The organism is Halomonas garicola (assembly GCF_031935715.1).
Lineage (GTDB): Bacteria > Pseudomonadota > Gammaproteobacteria > Pseudomonadales > Halomonadaceae > Vreelandella > Vreelandella garicola.
Genome location: NZ_JASSZF010000032.1, coordinates 1 through 17792 on the forward strand (window position 1 = coordinate 1; position 17792 = coordinate 17792).

Sequence of the window (17792 nt, forward strand, 5' to 3'; positions counted from 1 at the left end):
TTCATCCGTGAGCATTTGTCGGGGCATGGCAGGCTTGCAGTTTGTTGGCTTAGGAACCTTTATTCTGTGAGCTTGCCCCTATCCTGCCAATACCCCTGCCATGAAACGTCAACAGACCCTAGCCATAGGAAGGCGTTTCCGCAGCCATGATCTGCAGGTGGACGTCGGGCAGGTGCTGCATGCGTTCGTTAAGCCAGGCCAGCAGGCGCGGCCTGAGCGCCTGGCGCAGCTCGGCCAGGGTGTCGGCGACAATGGCGTCCAGCTGCTCGTCCAGCCAGTCGCTGAAGCTGTCTTCGTCCAGCGAGCTGGCGCCGGTGTTTTCCAGCATTAGTCGGCCGATGCGCGCCCAGCCGGTGGCGGTGGCGGTGACCGGCAGGGCGAGATACAGGCTGCCCCGGCGCGGGTGTCGGGCCGCCGAGTCGTCGAGCCCGGGGTGGGCTACCACGGCGTTTCGGCGGACGATGCAGGGCGGCTGCGGATAGCGCGCTTCGCGGTGCAGGCCCTCGGCATCGAAGCGCAGCATGTCGCCGTTGAGCGGCGACAGCGGCGCGCTGATACCGAGCCCTTCGGCAAGCTCGCGGTGGGCCTGCTGGTGCAGCGCCTCGCCGTGAACGGGCAGCAGGTGGCGCGGCTTCAGCCAGCGGTACAGCGTTGTCAGCTCGTCCCTTGCGGGGTGGCCGGTGGCGTGCAGCGACGGGCGGTTGAATTCGTCGAACAGGGTTACGCCGAGCTGGCCGAGCCGGGTCTTGAGCCGCTCGATAGGGCGCTCGTTGCCGGGAATGGCCTTGGCCGAAAAGATCACGCTGTCGCCGGCGGTAAGCTCCATGTGGGGGTGGCGCCCCTGGGCCAGGCGCGTCAGCGCCGCCCGGGGCTCGCCCTGGCTGCCGGTGGCGATCACCACGACTTCGGCGGGCGGCAGGTAACCCAGATCATGAATGGGCACCAGCGGCGGCAGCTCTTCCAGGTAGCCAAGCCCCCGGGCCACGCCGACCATGCGCTCCATGGAGCGGCCCATCAGGCTGATGCGCCGGCCGGTCTTCTGCGCGGCCCGAGCCACGGCGACAATGCGCGCGACGTTGCTGGCAAAGCACGAGACCACCACCCGGCCTTCGCACTCGCCAAGGGTCTTGGCAAGGGAGCGGGCGACGTCGCCTTCGCTTGCCGAATGCCCGGCCACCGGGGCGTTGGTGGAGTCGCCGACGACCAGGTCCACCGGCGCCAGCGCGCGAAACTGCTCGGCGTCGATGGGTGGCCCCACCAGCGGCTCCGGGTCCAGCTTCCAGTCGCCGGTGTGCAGCGCGCGGTAGCGGCCGGCGGCAATCAGCAGCGCGCAGCTTTCGGGGATGGAGTGGGGTAGCGGCAGGTAGCGCAGGGTGAAAGGCCCAGCGGCCAGGGCCTCGCCGGGCTCGATGACGCGAATAACATCGGCGGCGAGGCCGTGCTCGGCAAACTTCAGGCGCAAAAGCCCGGCGGCCAGCGGCGTGGCATAGATCGGGCACTGCCAGTGCGGCCACAGCCAGGCCGCCGCACCGATGTGGTCTTCGTGCCCGTGGGTGATGAACAGCGCCCGGGGCGTAATGCCCAGGGTGCGGGGCGTTTCCAGGTTGGGCACCTGCAGCGGCGCCTCGGGCAGGTCCTGGCGGATCATCATGCCGCAGTCCACGGCGATCCACTCGTCGGCGTAGCCGTAAAGCGTCAGGTTCATACCGATCTCGCCGCAGCCGCCAAGCGGCAGCAGGCGCAGGGGGGAGCGGTATCGGGGACGAACGGTGACGCGTGCGGGATCCATCAGGTATAAAATGCCTTGAAAGTGGGGCTTTACTATACGGGATGGCAGGGGCCGGGCTCAATCGCCGCCGGCCGGTGCGCCGTACGCCGCGATTGGTTACACTGCGCGCGCCGCCTGTCTTTCGGATGACGTCTTACCGAGGTTGCTATGTCGTTTGCCCAAAGTGTGCTGGCCCCCTGGCTGTTGGTGCTGTGCGCGGCCCTGTGTATGGGGCTGCTGGCCTGGATCGCGACGCTCAAGCCCTGGCTTGCGCTGGTCGATGATCCCGCCCTTCAGCACCGCTGGCTGGCCGCTACGCTGGGGGTAATTCTGCTCTGGCAGCTGCGCGCTCAGGCGGTGGACTGGCTGACCCTGCACCTGGTGTTTACCACTTTGATGCTCCTGCTGTTCAAGGCGCCGCTGGCGCTTTTGAGCAACGTCATGGTCAACGTGGCGATGGTCGCCATCGGGCGCAACGAATGGACGCTTTTAGGCGTCAACGTGCTGGTAACCGGCGTGGTGCCGGCGATCGTGGTGGGGCTCATTTGGCGCTTTGTCGACCGCAAGCTGCCGGACAACGTCATGCTGTTCATGTTCATCTGCGGGTTTTTCGGCGCGGCGGCGGCGACCCTGGCCGGCGGGCTTGCCGCGGTGGGTCTGATCCTGGTGGGCAGCCAGGATGCCCAGGCGGTGATGCTGGCCAAGGAGTACGCCATGTTTCTGCCGCTTTTGATGCCGTCGGAAGCTTTCATCACCGGCATGCTGCTGATCATTTTGATGGTGTACCACCCGGACTGGGTGGCCACCTTCAACGACCACCGCTACATCGATATGCAGTAGCGGGTAAAACCACAGCGCGGTGGATTAGCTTAGCGCCTGGCCGTTGCCGCCGCGAATGACGCCCACGCCCACGCCTTCGATCTCCAGCGCCTGGGTACGCAGGTCGATATCGATGGGGGCGAAGTCGGCGTTTTCCGCCAGCAGCTGAACCCGGTGGCCCTGGCGCTTGAAGCGCTTGACGGTGACGTCGTCTTCCAGCCGGGCCACGACGATCTGGCCGTCGCGCACGCGCTCGGTGCGGTGCACCGCGAGCAGATCCCCCTCGAGAATGCCGGCGTCCTGCATCGAAAGCCCACGCACCCGCAGCAGATAGTCAGCCCTAGGCGTGAAGTACTCGGCGGGCAGCGGGCAGTAGCGGTCGATGTGCTCGGCGGCAAGGATGGGGCTGCCGGCGGCGACTTCGCCGATAATCGGCAGCCCCTGGGGGCTCTCGGCCAGCGGCTCGTCGGGCGTTTCCGAGGTGGGTACCCGTATCCCCCGGGAGGTGTTGCGGATGATGCGGATGGCCCCCTTGCGTTCCAGGGCGCGCAGGTGCTCCTCCGCGGCGTTGGGCGAACGAAACCCCAGCGCCCGGGCGATCTCGGCACGGGTGGGCGGGTAGCCGTATTCGCCCATGGTTTTGACGATGAAGTCGTAGACGTTCTGCTGGCGAGCGGTCAAACGCTGGGTCATGGAAAACTCCCGTGTCGAAAGTGCCTGGAACCGGCTGTGCCGGCCGCTTGAGCCATCGGCAGGATAAAGGGTCGGCGTATTCAGTGATCAAGTATACAGTATGGTTCTATGTCCAGTATAGCGTCCGGGCGTTGAGCGCTGCCGATTGAGCCGCACCGGGCGCTGACGTAGTATCCTCGGATGTTTTAAGCCGTCGTTGATAGAGGAGCGCCGCATGGCTCAGGCGGATACAACCACGCGCATCCTGGATACCGCCGAGGTGCTGTTCGCCGAGCGCGGCTTTGCCGAAACGTCGCTGCGCACGATTACCGGCAGGGCAGGGGTCAATCTGGCAGCGGTGAACTACCACTTTGGCTCCAAGAAAGCGCTGATCCAGGCGGTGTTTTCGCGCTACCTCGACCCCTTCTCGGTGCGCTTTCACGACGCGCTCGACACGCTTGAAGCCCGCTACCGGGGCGGCACCGTTCCGCTCGAGGTGCTGCTGGAAAGCATGGCCGAAACGGTGCTGGCGGTGCCCGCCGAGCGCGACAGCCTCAAGGTGTTCATGCGCCTTTTGGGTCTTGCTTACAGCCAGGCCCAGGGGCACCTGCGCCGCCACATTCAGCAGCACTACGGTGACGTGTTCACGCGCTTTACCGGGCTTGTGCGCCGGGCAACGCCGGATCTGCCCGATGCCGAGCGCTTCTGGCGGCTGCATTTCATGCTGGGCACGGTGATTTTTACCCTTTCGGGGCTCGATGCCCTCAAGGACATCGCCGAAAAGGACTATGCTCAGCAGGTATCCGTGCGCGACTTGGTGCGGCGGCTGCGCCCGGTGGTCGTGGCCGCCATGAATGCCCCGCTGCCCGACGAAGCACAGCCAGCCGGGGAGAATGGGTGAGCGTTCCCAGCTAAGTGGCGTTCAGATACTGCACAATGGCCTGATAGCTCGCATCTGGAAACAGCACCACATGAATGCTGGAGGCATAAATACGTCTGGAGCGGCGTAATGACTCGATGGTCTCGGCGTCCTGGCTGGCGCTTAGATAGAAGAAGTCGTCGCCTTCGACAAAGTGACTCTTGAGTCGCTTGAACGCACGAAAGGCCGTTCCCTTGGGAGCACCGCGACTTTGATCGATTTCCTTCAGCGTCCAGGCGTTAGCGTAATGAGACATGAAATACCTGCTGTTGGTTGCCAATATTCGGGTGATAAGTACGTTACGGGGTGACCGGTACGTCATGACAGGCGCGTGATCAGAGGCGTTTTGGCGCCTGGCGGCCTGGGCAATGCGGGTCACCGACCGTACCATGCGCATGCGGCTGCAAGGCCAGCAGGATACCGCTTTACGTTAACGGTTCGCAGAGGATGGATCATGCATACTCCGACACTTGGCGATCTGCCGCCGCTGCATGCGGTATGGGCAGAAATCGATATCAGCCGTCAGCAGCTGGTGCTGTGGCACGGTCGTACGCCGAAGGCGCATTTTTCCGTTTCCACCGGCGTGGCGGGTACCGGCCAGCGGGAGGGTAGCGGCCAGACGCCGCTGGGCTGGCACTACGTTCGCGCCGCCATTGGCGCGAACGCGCCCCGGGAAGCGGTGTTTCGCGGCCGGCGCCCGACCGGCGAGGTCTATTCCGAGGCGCTGGCGCAGGCGCACCCCGGGCGCGACTGGATTCTGGGCCGTATTCTGTGGCTATGCGGGCTGGAGCCGGGGCACAACCGCGGCGGCCGCGTGGATACCCAGCGCCGCTATATCTACCTGCACGGCACGCCGCCGAGCGAGCCCGTGGGCGTGGCAGAGTCCCACGGCTGCGTGCGCCTGCGGCTGGATGACCTGCTCAAGGTGTTCGAACAGGCGCCGCCGGGCACCCCGGTATGGCTACACAGCGGCGACGGCTGAGCCGGGTCGCCCTTCAGGCAGTCGGCATGCGGCGTTTTTGACAGCCGGCAGTGATCGGCTAAAATTACGCTCCCTTTTGCAGGACTCTCACCATGACGCAACCCATCGGCCCGGTCATGCTCGACCTTGAGGGCCCCACCCTTGACGCCGCCGAAGCACGCCTGCTGCGCGATCCTGCGGTAGGCGGCGTGATCCTTTTTGCCCGCAACGTCGAAAGCGCCGCCCAGGTCAGCCGGCTGTGCGCCGCCATCCGCCGCCAGCGCCCCGATCTGCTGATCGCCGTGGACCAGGAAGGCGGCCGGGTGCAGCGCCTTCGCCAGGGGGTAACGCGCCTGCCGCCCATGGCACGGCTGGGCGAGCGTTTTGCCGCCGCCCTCGAGGAGGGAACGGCGCTTGCCCGTGACACCGGCTGGCTGCTGGGAATGGAAATGGCCGCCTGTGGGCTGGACGTCACCTTTGCCCCGGTGCTTGACGTCGATATCGGCCTTTCCAGCGTCATCGGCGATCGCAGCTTTGGCAGCGATCCGGAGCACGTTGCGGTGCTGGGCGAGGCCTTCGTGCTGGGGCTGCACGAGGCCGGCATGGCGGCGGTGGGCAAGCACTTTCCCGGCCACGGCGGCGTCGCTGCGGATTCGCACCGGGAGCTGCCGGTCGACGAGCGGCCGCTGGCCGAGCTCAAGGCTCGGGACCTGGTGCCCTTTGCCCGGCTGGCCGGCAAGCTCGACGGGGTGATGCCGGCCCACGTCATCTATAGCGCCTTTGACCAGCGCCCGGCGGGGTTTTCTCCCAGCTGGCTTGGCATGCTGCGCGAGTCGCTGGGCTTCAAGGGCTGCATCTTCTCTGACGATCTGAGCATGGCCGGCGCCCGCGAAGCGGGCGACCCGGCGGCGCGCGCCGAAGCGGCGCTGAAGGCCGGCTGCGATACGCTGGTGGTGTGCAACGACCGCGAAGCCGCCAAAGAGGTGGTGGGGGTTTGCCGGGAGCGCCAGACACGGCGCCCGGCCAAGCTGCGCTACGGCCGGGCACGCCCCGAGCGTGACGCGCTGCCGGCGCTCAACCGCTGGCGCCGTACCCACGCTCGCCTCGAGGCGCTGGTAGACACCGACGCCTGACTGCGGGCGGCCGTTTTTGGCTGATTGAGCGGCTTTTCTGCTCGCCGTGCTTTTTCGACGTTCCTTGTCGATTTCCTTTCTCAACACCCAGGACCCCACATGCAAGACCTGCACATGGCCAAGCTGGATAAACACGCGCTCGAGTCTCGGGACTCGATGCGCGCGCTGATGAACGACGCCGACTGCCTGATCACCCAGGCCCAGGTGGAGCAGGCGCTGGATTGCATGGCCGAGGCCATCACCCGGGACCTGGGGGACAAGCTGCCGGTGTTCTACTGCGTGATGAACGGCGGGCTGATTACCACCGGGCATCTGCTGACCCGGCTGGGCTTTCCGCTGGAGGTAGACTATCTCCACGCGACCCGCTACCGCAGCCGGCTTTCCGGCGGTGAACTGTTCTGGCGGGTGTCGCCGGAGATCCCCATGGCCGGGCGCCACGTGGTCATCGTCGATGACATTCTCGACGAAGGCGCAACCCTGGCCGCGATTCTTGACTATTGCCAAAAGGCTCGGGCGGCCAGCGTGACCACCGCGGTGCTGGTGGACAAGCACCACGACCGCAAGGCCGTGCCCGACTTAAGCGCCGACTACTGCGGCCTGGCTGTGGCCGACCGCTACGTGTTCGGCTTCGGCATGGACTACAAGGGCTACTGGCGCAACGCCCCGGGAATCTTTGCCCCCAAGGGGCTTTAGCCGCGTCTTCCAGCGCCGCCAGCGGTGGCTAACGCGGTGAAAAGCGCCGCACAAGCCCGGTTTCGGCAATCATGCGGGTGGAGATTTCCTCCACGGAAAAGCGCGTGGTATCGATGCTGGGAATGTTCAGCGAACGGTACAGCGACTCCGTCTGCTCCACCTCCTGCAGGCACTGGTCCATGGAACTATAGCGGCTGTTGGGCCGGCGCTCGTGGCGGATGGCGGCCAGCCGGCGGGCGTCAATGGTCAGGCCGAACAGCTTGTGGTGATGCTTGGCCAGAAAGCGGGGCAGCTTCAGCACGCCGTCCTCGTCCTGGTCGTCTTCGGTGAGCGGGTAGTTGGCCGCGCGGATGCCGAACTGCAGCGCAAGATACAGCGACGTCGGCGTTTTGCCGCAGCGCGACACGCCGATCAGGATAATGTCGGCCTCGTCGTACTGGTGGGTGCGCGCGCCGTCGTCGTTATCCAGAGCAAAGTGCACCGAGTGGATGCGGTCCATATAGACGTCGTCGCTGCCGATGGCGTGGGTGCTGCCCACGCTGTAGGACGAGTGGGTGGCGAGCTCTTCTTCCAGCGGGGCGAGAAAGGTGGAGAAAATGTCGACCTTGAAGCACGGCGCGGCGCGAATGACCTCGCGAATGACCTCGTCGACGATGGTGTCGATGACGATCGGGCGGTTGCCGTCGCGCGCGGCGGTCGCTTCGATCACGCCGGCCAGCGCCTCGGCCTTTTCCACGGTGTCGATGTAGGGCTTGGTCAGCATGGTGATCTCGATCCCCCGGAACTGCGCCAGCAGGCTGCGGCCCAGGCTTTCGGCGGTAATGCCGGTGCCGTCGGAAATAAAAAAGGCGGTGCGGGTCATGTTGAGCGTCCTGATTCGTGCGGTGTGAAGCTTTCGGTTAAGGGCGGTGGCTCAGGGTAGCACGGCAGCGCCGCCGGCCGCCGACTACAAGAAAGGCGCGAATTGCCGCTCTGTTGTAAATCTCCTCCACCGCGTTAGCGATTCGACCAATGGTTAAGACGCCGGCCGGGTGTTAAGGTTGCCGGCCTAAACCGTTGGCGGCTCGGCGACCGGATGTGTCGCCGTCAAAATGTCGTGGCAAATATCAGTGCGAGGGGGTTGCGTGGAAAACTACATTCTATGGTTCGATGAACTGGGCATGGCCGATGTCGAGCGCGTCGGCGGTAAAAACGCCTCGCTTGGCGAAATGATCTCGAACCTGTCGGAAGTGGGGGTCACCGTCCCCGGCGGTTTTGCCACGACCGCCCACGCGTATCGCGAATTCCTTTCCCACGAGGGGCTGAACGAGCGCATCAACGAGCGGCTCAGCCGGCTCGACGTGGACGACGTCAAAGCCTTGGCCGAGGCCGGACGCGATATCCGCCAGTGGATCATCGATACGCCGCTGCCGCCGGCCTTTGAAGCGGCGCTGGAGACCGCCTACGCCGAGCTTCAGACGCGCCACCCCAACCTCAAGGCCGCCGTGCGCAGCTCGGCTACCGCCGAAGACCTGCCCGATGCTTCCTTCGCCGGGCAGCAGGAAACCTTCCTCAACATCGAAGGCCTGGCCAACATCAAGCGCGCGGTGCACGAAGTCTTTGCCTCGCTGTTCAACGACCGCGCGATTTCCTACCGCGTGCACCGCGGCTACGCCCACGAGAACGTGGCGCTGTCCGCCGGCATCCAGAAAATGGTGCGCTCGGAAACCGGCGCGGCGGGCGTAATGTTCACCCTGGATACCGAGTCCGGCTACCGCGACGCGGTGTTTGTCACCGCCTCCTGGGGGCTTGGCGAAACCGTCGTCCAGGGGGCGGTCAACCCCGATGAGTTTTACGTCCACAAGCCCACCCTGGCCGCGGGCCGGCCGGCGGTGCTGCGCCGCAACCTGGGCTCCAAACGTATCAAGATGGTCTACGGCGAAGACACAAGCGCCGGCAAATCGGTGGAGACCGTCGAGGTCGATCCCCAGGATCGCAACCGCTTTTGCCTGAGCGATGACCAGATCATGGCGCTGGCCCGCCAGGCGGTCACCATCGAGGAGCACTACCAGCGGCCCATGGATATCGAGTGGGCGCTGGACGGCGACGACGGCGAGCTCTACATCGTCCAGGCGCGCCCGGAAACGGTGGTCTCCCAGCAGGAAGGCGGCCGCTTGGAGCGCTTCACCCTGAAAGAGAAGGGCCGCACGCTGATCACCGGCCGGGCCATCGGCCAGCGCATCGGCAGCGGGGCGGTCAAGGTGGTGGAAAGCCCGGACGATATGGACAAGATCCACGACGGCGACGTGCTGGTCACCGACATGACCGACCCCGACTGGGAGCCGGTGATGAAGCGCGCCTCGGCCATCGTCACCAACCGCGGCGGGCGCACCTGCCACGCGGCGATTATTGCCCGGGAGCTGGGCATCCCCGCCGTTGTGGGCTGCACCGACGCCACCGAACAGCTGCACGAGGGCGTGGAGGTCACCGTCTCCTGCGCCGAAGGCGATACCGGCCAGGTCTACGAAGGCCTGCTGTCGTTTGACCGCAAGGTATCAAGCATCGACGCCATGCCCGAGCTTGCGTTCGACATCATGATGAACGTGGGTAACCCCGACCGCGCGTTCAACTTTGCCGGGCTGCCCGGCGCCGGCGTGGGGCTAGCGCGGCTGGAGTTCATCATCAACCGCATGATCGGCGTGCACCCCAAGGCGCTGATGGACTACGCCACGCTCCCCGCCGACCTGCAGCAGATCATCGATCTGCGTACCGCCGGCTACGACGACCCGGTGAGCTTCTACGTGGACAAGCTGGTGGAGGGGATCTCCACCCTGGCGGCGGCGTTTTACCCCAAGCGGGTCATCGTGCGGCTGTCCGACTTCAAGTCCAACGAGTACGAAAATCTCATCGGCGGCAAGCTCTACGAGCCCGGCGAAGAAAACCCCATGATCGGCTTTCGCGGCGCCTCGCGCTATGTCTCCGACGCCTTCCGCCCGTGCTTTGAGCTCGAGTGCCGGGCGCTTGCCCGGGTGCGCGACGAGATGGGGCTGGAGAACGTCGAAGTCATGGTGCCGTTCGTGCGTACGCCGGACGAAGCCAGGGAAGTCGTTGAGCTGCTCGCTGCCAACGGGCTCAAGCGCGGCGAACGCGGCCTGAAGATCATCATGATGTGCGAGCTGCCGGCCAACGCCCTGCTGGCGGACGAGTTCCTCGAGCACTTTGACGGTTTCTCCATCGGCTCCAACGACCTGACCCAGCTGACCCTGGGGCTGGATCGCGATTCGGGCATCGTCGCCCACCTGTTCGACGAGCGTAACGAAGCGGTGAAGAAGATGCTGGCCATGGCGATCCAGGCGTGCAAGGCTCAGGGCAAGTACGTGGGCATCTGCGGGCAGGGGCCATCGGACTACCCGGATTTTGCCAAGTGGCTCATGGAGCAGGGGATCGACTCGGTCTCGCTCAACCCCGATGCGGTGCTGGACACCTGGCTGATGCTGGCCGGGGAAACCCAACGCTAGTCAGCAGCGCTAAACGTACGCCCGGCCATGCGCCGGGCGTTTTGCTTTATACGCTTGGCCTTACACGGAGGACGATCCTCATGCCGCGCCTGGGAAACTACCTGCTGCCGCTTGGCCTGCTGCTGCCGCTTGCGGCCTCGGGCTTTGACTATCAAACGCCGGCGCTGATCCCCGAGCTGGCCTCGGGCTTTGAGGAAAAGCCCGGCTGGGCGACGAAGTCCTTTGCCGTGGTGGCTGCCAACCCGCTGGCGGCGGACGCCGGCAAGCAGATACTTGAGGCCAGCGGCAGCGCCGTTGACGCCGCCATTGCCGTGCAGATGGTGCTGGCGCTGGTGGAGCCGCAGTCCAGCGGTATTGGCGGGGGCGGCTTTTTGATGCACTTTGACGGCAGCGAGATTACCGCGTTTGACGGCCGGGAAACCGCGCCGGCAGGCGTCGATGAAACGCTGTTTCTCAACGACCAGGGCGAGCCTCTGGCGTTCAGGGAAGCCGTTGCCAGCGGCCGCTCGGTGGGCGTGCCGGGCATCGTCAGGATGCTGGAAAAGGTCCACGACGAATACGGCGAGCTTGACTGGGAGACGCTGTTCATTCCGGCCATCACCCTGGCGGAAAACGGGTTTGAGGTGAGCGAGCGGCTGCACCAGAGCCTGGCCGATGACGACCTCCTGGCGGAAGACGCGGCGGCCCGGGCGTTTTACTATCAAAAGGACGGCGAGCCCCTGGCCGTGGGCGAGACGCTGACCAACCCGGCGCTTGCCGCCATACTTGGCGATATCGCCGAACACGGCAGCGAGGCGTTTTACCAGGGCGAGGTGGCCCGGGATCTGGCCGAGCGGGTGCAGTCGCAAAAGGTGCCCGGCGCCCTGACGGTGAAGGACCTGGAAGACTACCAGGCCAAGGCGCGCGAGCCGCTCTGTACGCCCTGGCAGCAGTGGACGGTATGCGGCTTTCCGCCGCCGTCTTCGGGTCACCTGACCGTGATGCAGATCCTCGGCATGATGGACGAAGAGCCCATGGCCGAGGCGCCGCTGGATGCCGGCGCGCCCAGCGATGACTGGCTGCACCGCTTTGTGGAAGCATCGCGGCTGGCGTTTGCCGATCGCAACCGCTATATCGGTGATCCGGCCTTTGTCGAGGCCCCCGACGGCGACTGGCAGAGCCTGCTGGCGCCTGCGTATCTGGAGCAGCGCGCCGGGATGGTCGTCAGTGACGACAGCCTGGGCGATGACGCTGAGCCTGGCCATCCCGGCAAGCTTGAGGCGAGCCTGGCCACGCCGCCGCGTCAGTCGGAATACGGTACCAGCCACGTCAGCATCATCGATGCCGACGGCCACGCCGTGGCCCTGACCACCTCCATCGAGCAGGCCTTTGGCGCGCGGATATTGGCCGACGGCGGCACCGGCCTTGACGGTGGCTATCTGCTCAACAACCAGCTCACCGACTTTTCGTTCACCCCGGCCGTCGACGGCGAGTCGGTGGCCAACCGGGTGCAGCCGGGCAAGCGCCCGCGCTCAAGCATGAGCCCGACGCTGGTGTTCGAGCACGATGCACAAAGCGAGGGCGAGTACGAAACGGGCTCGCTGATAGCCACCCTTGGCAGCCCCGGCGGCGCGGCGATTATCCCCTACGTGGCGCAAACCCTTGTCGCGCTGCGCGACTGGGGCCTTGACGCCCAGCGGGCGCTTGAGCTGCCCCACGCGTTAACCCTGGGCGGCGATGTCTACGTGGAAAAGCGGCTTCCGGATATCACCCGGGAAGCGTTGCGCGAGCGCGGCCATACGCTCAGCGAGCGCGAGCTGACCAGCGGCCTGGGTGTGCTGGTCCGCCAGCCGGACAATACCCTGTTTGGCGGCGCCGACCCCCGCCGGGAAGGCGTGGTCAAGGGAGACGAGCCCGACTGACCCCGCTAGCGCCGCAGCCAGCTGTGAAACTTGAGCAGCAGCAGGCCGGCGTCGCTGAGCTGGCGGCGCTCGGCGAGCAGGGCAGCCAGGCGTTCCGGGTAGTCGGTGATGATGGCGTCTGCGCCCATGTCGATCAGCGTGGCCATGCGTTTGGGGCTGTTGACCGTCCAGGCGTGAACTTCGTAGCCGTAGGTAGTGGCCAGGCGCATTTCGTCTTCGGTAATACGGTTGTGCCGCAGGCCCAGGGCATCGAAGCCGTACCGGTCCAGGGTGCCGGGCAGTACCAGCTGGGCCAGCAGGGTGGTGCGCAGCTCCGGCGCCAGCTGCTTGACCGTGCGCACCAGCGTCGGCGACAGGGAGGCTATGCGCATTTCCCGGCGCGCATCGGGATAGCCGCAGCGGCCCAGAGCGGTAACCGGTTCGGCGGCGTCGGCCCAGCAGGCGTAGCGGGTATCGGTTTCGCGGTTCAGCGCGGTCAGCACCCCCTGGGCCAGCGCCGGGCCGCGGCCGGGGGCTGGTTTGAGTTCGATCATCAGCCCGGCCTGGCCGCGCGTTGCGTCAAACGCTTGATCCAGGGTGGGAATACGCTCGCCGCGAAAGTCGTGGCCGAACCAGCTGCCGATGTCGAAGTTGGCAAGCTCCTCGCGGGTGAGGTCGCCGACGTGGCGCGGATCGCCGGTCAGCCGAGCGAGGCTGCTGTCGTGATACACCATGACCACGTCGTCGGCGCTTAAGCGCACGTCCAGCTCGATGGCGTCGGCGCCGTCCTTTACCGCCTGGCGAAAGGCCGACAGCGTGTTTTCCGGCGCGCGCTTGGAGCTGCCCCGGTGGGCGATGATGGCGACGTCATCGTTGAGCTCAAAGCTGTTGACGATCCACCAGGCCTGGAGCGCCGCTATCACAATGACGGCAAGCTCCACCGCCCAGGCCAGCCTCCCCGCTCGGGTGCCCGACGGCGTGGGGGCGTATTCCCGGCCCCGGGCGAGCTGCATATAAAGGCACGCCGAGAGCAGCGCATTGATCGCAATACCGGCAAAGGTCAGGGCCAGCGTCAGCAGTACGTAAGCCGTGAGATAGGCCAGCATCGCCGGAAGCAGCACCTTGTGGTACTCGGGCAGCCAGTCCAGCAGCGGGGTGAAAACCGCATCGAACGCCAGGGTGGCGAGTATCGGCAGCGCGATAATGCCGATGAGCACCGCCAGCACGGCGGCGGCAATGGAGCGGTGCCAGCCCCGGGTCAGCGCGACGCTGCGGGAAAGCGCGCGGCGGGGCGAGACGTTTTCCAGCGCCACCAGCGGCAGCGCCAGCAGCCAGCGCAGATACAGCCGGCCGGCAAGCCAGGCCCAGAGGGCCAGCAGCGGCAGGGCGCAGGCAATGAAATACCATAGCTCCGGCGGGCGCACTTTTTGCAGGTAGTAGGTTTCAAGCTCGCCAAGCCAGGCGTCGTAAAGCCAGGCAATGCCGAACATGAACGGCGCGAGCAGCAGCAGGTGGCTACCTACCTGCAGCACCACCAGCCCGATGAGCGCCGGCAGGCGCCGGGTGCCGTGCCACAGGGCTTCCAGGGTAAGGCGGTAGTGATTCTGGCGGCGCTGGCTGAGGGCAATATGCAGCATGCCCGCCTGCTGCCAATAGAGCAGGCCAAAGGCGAGCCCCTGGATGGCCAGCGCACCGCTCAGGCCCGCGGGGGTGAACAGCAGCGCCACCAGCGTATCCGTGGTGACCACGTCCGTGCCGATACGCGCGTACATCGCTCGGGTGATCCCGGCGATGCCCGGCAGCACCAGGGTGGAAGCCAGCAGGGTGAACAGCAGGTGAAAGGCAATCAGCGCGCGCAGGCGACCGCGAAAAATACGCCAGAGAGAGGCGCCGAGCTGATTCAGCGGCCCGGCGCGTGACGACATGAAAGGCATGGTGGGGGACCCTGGGCTTACAGCGAAAGTTCCTGGTCGGCAATCAGGATGCCGTTGTTGTCGGCGTACAGCCACTGGCCGGGACGCACGTCGGTGCCGGCGATGTCCACGGCGATATCCCGGGTGCCCTCGCCGCGCTTGTGGCTCTTGCGCGGGTGGCGGCCCAGGGCCTGAATACCGATGGGCAGAGTCGCCAGCACGTCGACGTCGCGCACGCAGCCGTACATGATAATGCCGGCCCAGCCGTTGGCGACGGCTTTTTCGGCGAGCATGTCGCCAAGCATGGCGCAGCGTAGAGAGCCGCCGCCGTCGACGACCAGCACGGCGCCGTCGCCGGGTTCGCTTACCGCTTCGCGCACCCGGGAGTTGTCTTCAAAGCAGGTTACGGTGCGCACCGGGCCGGCAAAGGCGGTGACGCCGCCAAAGCGGGCGAACGGCGCCTGAATGGCGTGAACGTCCGGGTAGGCGTCGCAGATATCCGGGGTTACGATGCGGGTTGGATCAAGTGTCGCCATGGCGAGCTACCTCCAGGTTAGACAGGCTCAAGGGAATGGTTGACCGACAATAAAAAGCCCCGACCCGAGCAGATCGGGCCGGAGCGTTAAAGGCTCAGCGCCATGAGCGCTTGCGGTCAAGCCTCTTCGGCAAGCGGAATCATGTTCGACGCGGCGTTCTGGTATTCCTCGATCTCGTGGAAATTCATGTAGCGGTAAATTTCCCCGGCCATGGCGTCAAATTCGCTCATGTAGCGGCGATATTCGCTTACCGTGGGCAGGCGGCCTTCCACCGCGGCCACCGCGGCAAGCTCGGCGGAGGCGAGGTAGACGTTGGCGCCGTCGCCCAGGCGGTTGGGGAAGTTACGCGTGGAGGTTGAGACCACGGTGCTTTTCGCCGCTACCCGCGCCTGGTTGCCCATGCACAGCGAGCAGCCGGGCATTTCCATGCGCGCCCCGGCGCGGCCGAAGATGCCGTAGTAGCCCTCTTCGGTGAGCTGGTGCTGGTCCATTCGGGTCGGCGGCGCGAGCCACAGGCGGGTTTTCAGGCTGCCCGCGGGCTGCTGTTCCAAAAGCTTACCGGCGGCGCGGAAGTGGCCGATATTGGTCATGCACGAGCCGATGAAGACTTCATCGATGGTCTCGCCGGCGACGTCAGACAGCAGGCGGGCATCGTCCGGGTCGTTAGGCGCACAAAGGACCGGCTCTTTGAGCTCGTCGAGGTCGATCTCGATCACCTCGGCGTACTCGGCGTCCTTGTCGGCGCGCATCAGGCTTGGGTCTTCAAGCCAGGCTTCCATACCCTTGATGCGACGCTCGATGGTGCGGGCGTCGCCGTAGCCGTTGGCCAGCATCCACTTGAGCAGGGTGATGTTGGAGGTCAGGTATTCGCTGACGCTGTCCTCGGAGAGCGTAATGGTGCAGCCCGCCGCCGAGCGCTCGGCCGAGGCGTCGGAGAGCTCGAACGCCTGCTCGGCGGTAAGATCCTCAAGACCTTCGATTTCCAGCACCCGGCCGGAGAAAGCGTTTTTCTTGCCCGATTTCTCGACGGTCAATAGCCCCTGCTGAATGGCGTAGTAGGGGATGGCGTGGACCAGGTCGCGCAGGGTCACGCCGGGCTGGCGCTTGCCCTTGAAGCGCACCAGCACGGACTCGGGCATGTCCAGCGGCATGACGCCGGTAGCGGCGGCAAAGGCCACCAGCCCCGAGCCCGCGGGGAAGGAGATGCCCATCGGGAAGCGGGTGTGGGAGTCGCCGCCGGTGCCCACGGTGTCGGGCAGCAGCATGCGGTTGAGCCAGCTGTGGATAATGCCGTCGCCCGGGCGCAGGGAGACGCCGCCGCGGTTCATGATGAAGTCCGGCAGAGTATGGTGGGTGTCCACGTCAACCGGCTTGGGGTAGGCGCTGGTGTGGCAGAATGACTGCATGACCAGGTCCGCCTGGAAGCCGAGGCAAGCGAGGTCCTTGAGCTCGTCCCGAGTCATGGGGCCGGTGGTGTCCTGAGAGCCCACGGTGGTCATCTTCGGCTCGCAGTACATACCCGGGCGCACGCCGGGAAGATCGCAGGCCTTGCCCACCATTTTCTGGGCCAGAGTAAAGCCCTTGCCGGTATCCGCCGGCTGCTCGGGCAGGCGGAAGACGTCGGTCGCGGGAAGCCCCAGCGACTCCCGGGCCTTGGCGGTCAGCCCGCGGCCGATGATCAGCGGAATCCGGCCGCCGGCGCGGACTTCGTCGAGCAAAAGCTGGGTCTTGAGCGTGAAGGTGGTGACGACCTCGTCGGTGCCGTGGCGACAAACCTTGCCGGCGTAGGGATAGACGTCGATCACGTCGCCCATGTTGAGGTTTTCCACGTCCATCTCAACGGGCAGGGCGCCGGAGTCTTCCATGGTGTTGAAGAAAATTGGCGCTACGCTGCCGCCGAAGCAAAAGCCGCCGGCGCGCTTGTTGGGCGCGTAGGGAATGTCGTCGCCGAAAAACCACAAAACCGAGTTGGTGGCCGACTTGCGCGAGGAGCCGGTGCCCACCACGTCGCCGACGTACACCACCGGGTGGCCCTTGGCCTTGACCGCCTCGATCTGCGCAAGCGGCCCGGTTTCGCCGGGCACCTGGGGCTCGATGCCGTCGCGCGGGTTTTTCAGCATGGCGTTGGCGTGCAGCGGAATGTCCGGGCGCGACCAGGCGTCCGGCGCCGGGGACAGGTCGTCGGTATTGGTTTCGCCGGGCACCTTGAACACCGTCAGGGTGATCTTCTCGGCAAGCGCCGGCTGGGACAGGAACCACTCGGCCTCGGCCCAGGATTCAAGCACTCCCTGGGCGACGGCGTTGCCGGCCCGGGCGCGCTCCTCCACGTCGTGGAAGGCGTCAAACATCAAAAGCGTATGCTTGAGCTGCTCGCCGGCCTCGGCCGCAAGGCCCGCGTCGTCTAAAAGCTCGACCAGCGAGGCAATGTTGTAGCCGCCCTGCATGGTGCCCAACAGCTTCACCGCATGGACCTTATCGATCAGCGGCGATTCGGCCTCGCCACGGGCTACGGCGGTCAGAAAGCCGGCCTTGACGTAGGCGGCTTCGTCCACGCCCGGGGGGATGCGCTCGGTGATCAGGTCCAGGATAAACTCTTCCTCGCCCGCCGGCGGCGCTTTCAGCAGCTCGACCAGAGCGGCGGTCTGTTCGGCGTCAAGCGGCTTGGGCGGAACTCCGGCGTCGGCGCGTTCGGTAACATGGTGGCGGTAGGCTTCAAGCACGGGGGACCCTCTTTGGCTGGAAAAGGCGCGGCGACGCGCGGTGTCGGCAGATACGGCAGGCTTCAGGCACAGCCGGGCAGGCGGCATGCGCGGCGAGGCGGCGCGACGGAACGGCGTAATATTACGGTAAACCGTTGACAATGTTAAGCGAACCTCCCGGCCCGGCCGTTGCACTTTGGACGCAGCCCGTGGCGTAAAATAACGCCGACGGCGCGTTTTGTGCGGCATTTTGGAAACCGGACTACAAACCGGGCATGTCCGGCAGATGTGATTGCGCAAGC

General features: G+C 65.8%; 14 protein-coding genes. 7 read left to right on the forward strand and 7 right to left on the reverse strand.

Features of this window, described 5'->3' with window-relative positions; translation table 11 throughout:
• Positions 1-118: 118 nt before the first annotated feature.
• A complete protein-coding gene (locus RS027_RS11110) occupies positions 119-1705 on the reverse strand; it encodes a ribonuclease J (RefSeq protein ID WP_311956916.1) in 1587 nt (528 codons plus the stop codon).
• 231 nt (positions 1706-1936) lie between these two features.
• Between RS027_RS11110 and RS027_RS11115 the strand changes: the two genes are divergently transcribed.
• Complete coding sequence (locus RS027_RS11115; RefSeq protein ID WP_311956883.1) at positions 1937-2608, forward strand: energy-coupling factor ABC transporter permease; 672 nt, start codon at positions 1937-1939, stop codon at positions 2606-2608.
• A 24-nt stretch (positions 2609-2632) separates the two neighbouring features.
• On the opposite strand, the gene lexA is transcribed toward RS027_RS11115, so the two are convergent.
• Positions 2633-3280, reverse strand: coding sequence for a transcriptional repressor LexA (gene lexA / locus RS027_RS11120; protein ID WP_311956885.1), 648 nt, complete (start codon positions 3278-3280; stop codon positions 2633-2635).
• Positions 3281-3494: 214 nt separating this feature from the next.
• On the opposite strand from lexA, the gene RS027_RS11125 reads away from it, so the two are divergent.
• Positions 3495-4160 (forward strand): TetR/AcrR family transcriptional regulator, encoded by a 666-nt coding sequence (locus RS027_RS11125; protein WP_311956887.1) that lies wholly within the window; start codon positions 3495-3497, stop codon positions 4158-4160.
• Between the two features lie 10 nt (positions 4161-4170).
• Here RS027_RS11125 and RS027_RS11130 read toward each other — a convergent pair whose 3' ends face one another.
• The gene (locus RS027_RS11130; RefSeq protein WP_311956888.1) at positions 4171-4434 is read right to left on the reverse strand and encodes a hypothetical protein; all 264 of its coding nucleotides are present in this window, start codon (positions 4432-4434) and stop codon (positions 4171-4173) included.
• Positions 4435-4632: 198 nt separating this feature from the next.
• Here RS027_RS11130 and RS027_RS11135 point away from each other — a divergent pair, with 198 nt between their 5' ends.
• The 3 genes from RS027_RS11135 to RS027_RS11145 all read left to right on the forward strand — a co-directional run bounded on the left by RS027_RS11135 (position 4633) and on the right by RS027_RS11145 (position 6965).
• Positions 4633-5160, forward strand: a complete 528-nt coding sequence (locus tag RS027_RS11135) for a L,D-transpeptidase family protein (protein WP_311956889.1) — start codon at positions 4633-4635, stop codon at positions 5158-5160.
• A 92-nt stretch (positions 5161-5252) separates the two neighbouring features.
• On the forward strand, positions 5253-6272 hold the full coding sequence (gene nagZ / locus RS027_RS11140; protein WP_311956890.1) for a beta-N-acetylhexosaminidase: 1020 nt from the start codon (positions 5253-5255) through the stop codon (positions 6270-6272).
• 114 nt (positions 6273-6386) lie between these two features.
• Positions 6387-6965 (forward strand): hypoxanthine-guanine phosphoribosyltransferase, encoded by a 579-nt coding sequence (locus RS027_RS11145; protein WP_311956918.1) that lies wholly within the window; start codon positions 6387-6389, stop codon positions 6963-6965.
• 28 nt (positions 6966-6993) lie between these two features.
• Here the strand turns inward: RS027_RS11145 and ppsR are convergent, their stop codons facing one another.
• Positions 6994-7827, reverse strand: a complete 834-nt coding sequence (gene ppsR, locus RS027_RS11150; protein WP_311956892.1) for a posphoenolpyruvate synthetase regulatory kinase/phosphorylase PpsR — start codon at positions 7825-7827, stop codon at positions 6994-6996.
• Positions 7828-8089: 262 nt separating this feature from the next.
• On the opposite strand from ppsR, the gene ppsA reads away from it, so the two are divergent.
• Complete coding sequence (gene ppsA / locus RS027_RS11155; protein ID WP_311956893.1) at positions 8090-10462, forward strand: phosphoenolpyruvate synthase; 2373 nt, start codon at positions 8090-8092, stop codon at positions 10460-10462.
• A gap of 80 nt (positions 10463-10542) precedes the next feature.
• Positions 10543-12363, forward strand: coding sequence for a gamma-glutamyltransferase (ggt, locus tag RS027_RS11160; protein WP_311956894.1), 1821 nt, complete (start codon positions 10543-10545; stop codon positions 12361-12363).
• A gap of 5 nt (positions 12364-12368) precedes the next feature.
• On the opposite strand, the gene RS027_RS11165 is transcribed toward ggt, so the two are convergent.
• The 3 genes from RS027_RS11165 to acnB all read right to left on the reverse strand — a co-directional run bounded on the left by RS027_RS11165 (position 12369) and on the right by acnB (position 17511).
• Positions 12369-14267: a glycerophosphodiester phosphodiesterase family protein gene (locus RS027_RS11165; RefSeq protein ID WP_311956895.1), complete on the reverse strand. Its 1899-nt coding sequence runs from the start codon at positions 14265-14267 to the stop codon at positions 12369-12371.
• 26 nt (positions 14268-14293) lie between these two features.
• Positions 14294-14791 carry a ribonuclease E activity regulator RraA gene (gene rraA / locus RS027_RS11170; RefSeq protein WP_311956896.1) on the reverse strand — a complete coding sequence of 166 codons (498 nt, stop codon included), beginning with the start codon at positions 14789-14791 and terminating at the stop codon, positions 14294-14296.
• A 116-nt stretch (positions 14792-14907) separates the two neighbouring features.
• Complete coding sequence (gene acnB, locus RS027_RS11175; RefSeq protein WP_311956897.1) at positions 14908-17511, reverse strand: bifunctional aconitate hydratase 2/2-methylisocitrate dehydratase; 2604 nt, start codon at positions 17509-17511, stop codon at positions 14908-14910.
• Positions 17512-17792: the final 281 nt, after the last annotated feature.

Bases quoted from the DNA above. Each gene is read 5' to 3' on its own strand.
- RS027_RS11110 (WP_311956916.1), bottom strand. From the start codon at position 1,705: ATGAACCTGACGCTTTACGGCTACGCCGACGAGTGGATCGCCGTGGAC.
- RS027_RS11115 (WP_311956883.1), top strand. From the start codon at position 1,937: ATGTCGTTTGCCCAAAGTGTGCTGGCCCCCTGGCTGTTGGTGCTGTGC.
- lexA (WP_311956885.1), bottom strand. From the start codon at position 3,280: ATGACCCAGCGTTTGACCGCTCGCCAGCAGAACGTCTACGACTTCATC.
- RS027_RS11125 (WP_311956887.1), top strand. From the start codon at position 3,495: ATGGCTCAGGCGGATACAACCACGCGCATCCTGGATACCGCCGAGGTG.
- RS027_RS11130 (WP_311956888.1), bottom strand. From the start codon at position 4,434: ATGTCTCATTACGCTAACGCCTGGACGCTGAAGGAAATCGATCAAAGT.
- RS027_RS11135 (WP_311956889.1), top strand. From the start codon at position 4,633: ATGCATACTCCGACACTTGGCGATCTGCCGCCGCTGCATGCGGTATGG.
- nagZ (WP_311956890.1), top strand. From the start codon at position 5,253: ATGACGCAACCCATCGGCCCGGTCATGCTCGACCTTGAGGGCCCCACC.
- RS027_RS11145 (WP_311956918.1), top strand. From the start codon at position 6,387: ATGGCCAAGCTGGATAAACACGCGCTCGAGTCTCGGGACTCGATGCGC.
- ppsR (WP_311956892.1), bottom strand. From the start codon at position 7,827: ATGACCCGCACCGCCTTTTTTATTTCCGACGGCACCGGCATTACCGCC.
- ggt (WP_311956894.1), top strand. From the start codon at position 10,543: ATGCCGCGCCTGGGAAACTACCTGCTGCCGCTTGGCCTGCTGCTGCCG.
- RS027_RS11165 (WP_311956895.1), bottom strand. From the start codon at position 14,267: ATGTCGTCACGCGCCGGGCCGCTGAATCAGCTCGGCGCCTCTCTCTGG.
- rraA (WP_311956896.1), bottom strand. From the start codon at position 14,791: ATGGCGACACTTGATCCAACCCGCATCGTAACCCCGGATATCTGCGAC.